This is a genomic window from Halodesulfovibrio sp. MK-HDV, assembly GCF_009914765.1.
In the GTDB taxonomy this organism is placed as follows: domain Bacteria; phylum Desulfobacterota; class Desulfovibrionia; order Desulfovibrionales; family Desulfovibrionaceae; genus Halodesulfovibrio.
In genome coordinates, this window is sequence record NZ_WYDS01000046.1 from 1 (window position 1) to 3,759 (window position 3,759).

Genomic DNA, 3,759 nt, shown 5'->3' on the forward strand with positions numbered 1-3,759 from the left:
TCACGAACAAGACTGTCACACAGCTTCACGGCCTCTGCTTCAGGTTCTGCTCCTGCAGGTGCACCCGGAACAAACTGATACTGGCGCTTATTCAGCGTCATGAGCTTGCGTCCCTGAACTGCCTGCGTAACTTCATCGTCTGCCATTAAGTCATCAAGCACTGCGACACCGTCTCCGCGCTTACGTAAAACGGGATCAGGGTCAGGAAGGCTCCCCAACGCCATTGCGGGTGAGTATCCGCCCGCCCGTTGGCGAGTAGCGAGTTCTGTGTTCAATAATTCATTACTAGGATTAGAGAACTCGACAAACTCACTGGTAGAAAGATATATACCGTTCATAATTACCTTTTGGAGAATCCAATCATGCTTAAAAAACTCATAAATACTGTGTTAAACGCCAACAATTTAAAACGACGAATTCTTTCCCACGCCTCGAAATATGATTTCGAAGACTACGATGACATGACGCTAACTACTGCCTTCTATGCAGAGCTTTTCTCAACTCCTCAGTCGTCAGTGACAAAAGCGCTTATAGAACTGAAATATCTTGGAAGAGCCGATATCCACAGTAAAAGTGAAATTCAATATATTCATGTTGTCACCCCTGATGGGTTCAAATATCTTGAATGCCATACTGATTTTTGGAAAGGTGCCATCGTGTCCTTGGTTATTAGCGTATCATCTGGTTTGCTTATTTACCTTAGTACCCGGTAATCATCCGCTTCGCCGCCCCACCGCCTGCCGTTGCGAACCGCCATTCAACATCCACCTCAATGGTATTACGGGCAAACAATGCCAACGCTATTGAAACAGCGCTGTCACAGTGACGTTGCCCGTCTTTACCCTTAGTGCTGGACTCTGGCGGTTTGGGGATTCCCTTCTGCATTTTTATGCCTCGTAAATCCTCCAGCACGGCACTGGTCTTCGGGATCAGTAAGGTGCGATCTTCAAATTGCGCTTTAAGTGGTGGCATCTGTTCGCGATACCACGTTTGAGAAAGCATCACTTCTGCAATAAAATCTACGCCGTATCTCTGGCGTGCAAACTCAGCCAGTGACTGACCGTTACCGCGTGCATCAAGCGCCCCACCTGAGAAGTTAGGAAGCCTATCCACCAAGTAGGCCAGAATCTGCTCTTGTGTTCTAAATGGAGCATTGCGTAGCTCAACAAGAAACGGAGTTACTAGCGATAAGTCGTCATTTTCAGTCAAAGGAGTGAGTACGGTTAAGTCACCAGTACGCCCGAAGTCTTCACCAAAATAGTGGCGACAGCCTTGCGGCAAACGCATAAGAAGCGGCGCAAGTTCTGCCTCGCACCAGTCCTTAACCTCGCTATGGGCGATATCCAAAGGCCAGTCTACAAAATCAGCAGCTGGCGGTTCCCACGTAATGACCGGAAGATCTGGCGACATACACGATTCAATAAGATTACGAGTAAGCCATGCACCACCAGATTTTGACGGGACACAAAACAGCTCTTCGCTTGCTCCATCACCATAGCGAGCAATTGTTTTCTCTCGCCACGCGGATTCAGCAGCCTGTTCCCACGTATCCCCTTTCACACCACAAATGGCTTTAAACAATCCAGCATGAAGGGCTTCTTCAAAATCAGTACGGTGCAAGGTGTAATCAAGCTTTCCAGCTCGGATATCTTGTATGTATTGGTTGAACTCTGACTCTTCGCCATTATGCGTGGAGATTACGGCCACATCGCCACCCCACATAGTGAGCGCCAATGCGGCCTTAAGGAGTTCGCCCAAGTCTTCAACAAACGCGGCCTCGTCAATTCGCACTCGCCCCTGTTTTGAACGCAAGTTGGAAGGGTTAGAAGAAAGCCCCTGCACCACAAAGCCGGAGGCAAAACGTACCTGATAAATGGTCACATCTCTTTCAGCATCAGCCAAAACAATCTCTTCCACTTCACCAGCAACAAGGTTGTATTTCTTCGCCCAGTCTGCGGTATCCGCCACATACTGCTTGGTCATATCCTTGTTGTACGAAAGGTAATACGTGGACATACCGCCCTCTTCCTTACTGAGAGCCGCCACAAGAGCGCTGTCCGCTGCATCTGCCCATGAGGCACCGATACGACGAGACTTTTCCCAGAACTTCACTGGCGATTTGTCCTCTATCCATTCTTTTTGGTATGGAAGCAGCCTTGCCATTACATCAGCTCCCGAATCTTCGCCGCAAGATCAGCAGTCATGCCTTTATTAGGCGCATCTTCTTGATTCACGTTGTGTGTTGCTTCCATCTCCGCAAGCAGCTTCAATGCTTTTTGAATGTCCACAATGGCTTTAAAGTTTACATCGTCAGGACTGGCCAACAGTAAGCCCAACTTTTTCTCTACAGCTTCACGCAAGGCCAAAACCGCATCTTTGACAGAGCCTATCGGGCGTTTCTCATATTGGGTGGCAACATCGGCGATAATGCCCGCCCGTTGAAATTCAGCCTGTTTTATTGCCAAGTTTTCCAACGAAGCTACAGCAAATCCAGTTTGAGCGTCCTTACTTTTCATCAAAGATTTGATCATCTCCGATCGCGCAAGAACCAGATCAGCTCGAATGTCGCATTCGGCACGAGCGATTCGCTCCCGCTTGTCACGCCACTCGTGCTTCACCGCCCAGCGCTTCACTGTAGATTCTGCAACACCCGCTTGTTTCGCTACTTCACGAAACGTCAGACGTGCCACACAATATAGTTCCTGCGCCTTCCAAACCGTTTCTGGTGCGTGTTCTCTGCCTTTACGTTTCATAGGTGCGCCTAGTGCAAGCTTGGACGCTTAACGCCCGGAACAATGGTTCGACACTTTGCCACGTCTTCACCACGAACAGTCAAACCAGCCACAAGACACGAGTCCCCCTTTAATTCCACAAGTCCTTGCTCTTTGAGCCAAAACAACTCTGTACGGACCTTGTCACGGCTTGGCGCAAAGCCATACTCACCTACGGCATCAATAAGCACGCTTTCGTTGGATTTCATGCTGGGAGATTCATCAAGTAATCGAAGAATTGTAATTCGTAGATGCTCAGTTACGTAATCGGCATAGCTCATTTGGCAGCTCCATTCAGCAAGAACTCTTCCTGTCGGTTCGTCATGGTTTCTAATTTTTCAACGGCTGCCTGCATTCCTTTAAGATCGCCCTGAAGGTCTTTCATTGTCAGGGCTAGATCATGCAATTCTGTTTTACTGGGCAGCTCTCTAATTGATGACTCAACGGCTGTCTGGCGGCTCTGCATTTCCATAACTGCACCCTCCAGATGTTTACGGCACTTTTTGCATTCCTCTGTGCTTACGAATCGCTTTGAAAGCGACCAAAGCCCCCATGCAAACAAGCCCTGAACGATACATAGCGCCAACGGGATAAGGCGCAGAATGGTATCAAATTCTTTCACCTACTTTCTCCCGAGCAATGCTAACGGATTAGGTATTTTCGCCCCCTTCTTATCCAGCGCGGAACGACTGATGAAGTAGTAGCCAAAGGTCCACGTACAAAGCTCAGTTAAGAACTTGTATTTATCTGGTGGAACATACGCGACAGGAACAAAGGTAGCGACAAACACCGCCAGCGTGACACCAATCAGCACCAAGGGGCGTACGTTTTTAGAAAGCCATGAATCAGACTTCATGTCTGCCTCATGACGCTTGGTAAGCTCTTTTTCCAAGCCGAGCTCGTAGCTCTGCCATGCCTGTTGAAACTGGAGGGCAAGCTCTGGATTCTGCTGCAAGGCGGCAAGCGCCGCATCGTCGGAATCCGTTCC

General features: G+C 48.8%; 6 protein-coding genes and 1 pseudogene. 1 reads left to right on the forward strand and 6 read right to left on the reverse strand.

Annotation, left to right across the window (positions count from 1 at the left end; all coding sequences use genetic code 11):
- Positions 1–338 (reverse strand): annotated as a pseudogene (locus MKHDV_RS18475) (DUF935 domain-containing protein); the annotation flags it as partial.
- A 24-nt stretch (positions 339–362) separates the two neighbouring features.
- Here MKHDV_RS18475 and MKHDV_RS18480 point away from each other — a divergent pair.
- Complete coding sequence (locus MKHDV_RS18480; RefSeq protein ID WP_160717956.1) at positions 363–713, forward strand: hypothetical protein; 351 nt, start codon at positions 363–365, stop codon at positions 711–713.
- On the opposite strand, the gene MKHDV_RS18485 is transcribed toward MKHDV_RS18480, so the two are convergent.
- From MKHDV_RS18485 to MKHDV_RS18505, 5 genes are all read right to left on the reverse strand, one after another.
- On the reverse strand, positions 700–2,163 hold the full coding sequence (locus MKHDV_RS18485; protein WP_160717958.1) for a hypothetical protein: 1,464 nt from the start codon (positions 2,161–2,163) through the stop codon (positions 700–702). The two genes, MKHDV_RS18480 and MKHDV_RS18485, sit on opposite strands and share 14 nt — an antisense overlap.
- On the reverse strand, positions 2,163–2,753 hold the full coding sequence (locus MKHDV_RS18490; RefSeq protein ID WP_160717960.1) for a hypothetical protein: 591 nt from the start codon (positions 2,751–2,753) through the stop codon (positions 2,163–2,165). Before MKHDV_RS18490 ends, MKHDV_RS18485 begins: the two co-directional genes overlap by 1 nt.
- Positions 2,754–2,761: 8 nt before the next feature.
- A complete protein-coding gene (locus MKHDV_RS18495; protein ID WP_020001970.1) occupies positions 2,762–3,052 on the reverse strand; it encodes a hypothetical protein in 291 nt (96 codons plus the stop codon).
- A complete protein-coding gene (locus tag MKHDV_RS18500; RefSeq protein ID WP_020001971.1) occupies positions 3,049–3,393 on the reverse strand; it encodes a DUF2730 family protein in 345 nt (114 codons plus the stop codon). Before MKHDV_RS18500 ends, MKHDV_RS18495 begins: the two co-directional genes overlap by 4 nt.
- The coding region (locus MKHDV_RS18505; protein ID WP_160717962.1) for a hypothetical protein at positions 3,394–3,759 on the reverse strand (366 nt) is incomplete at its 5' end.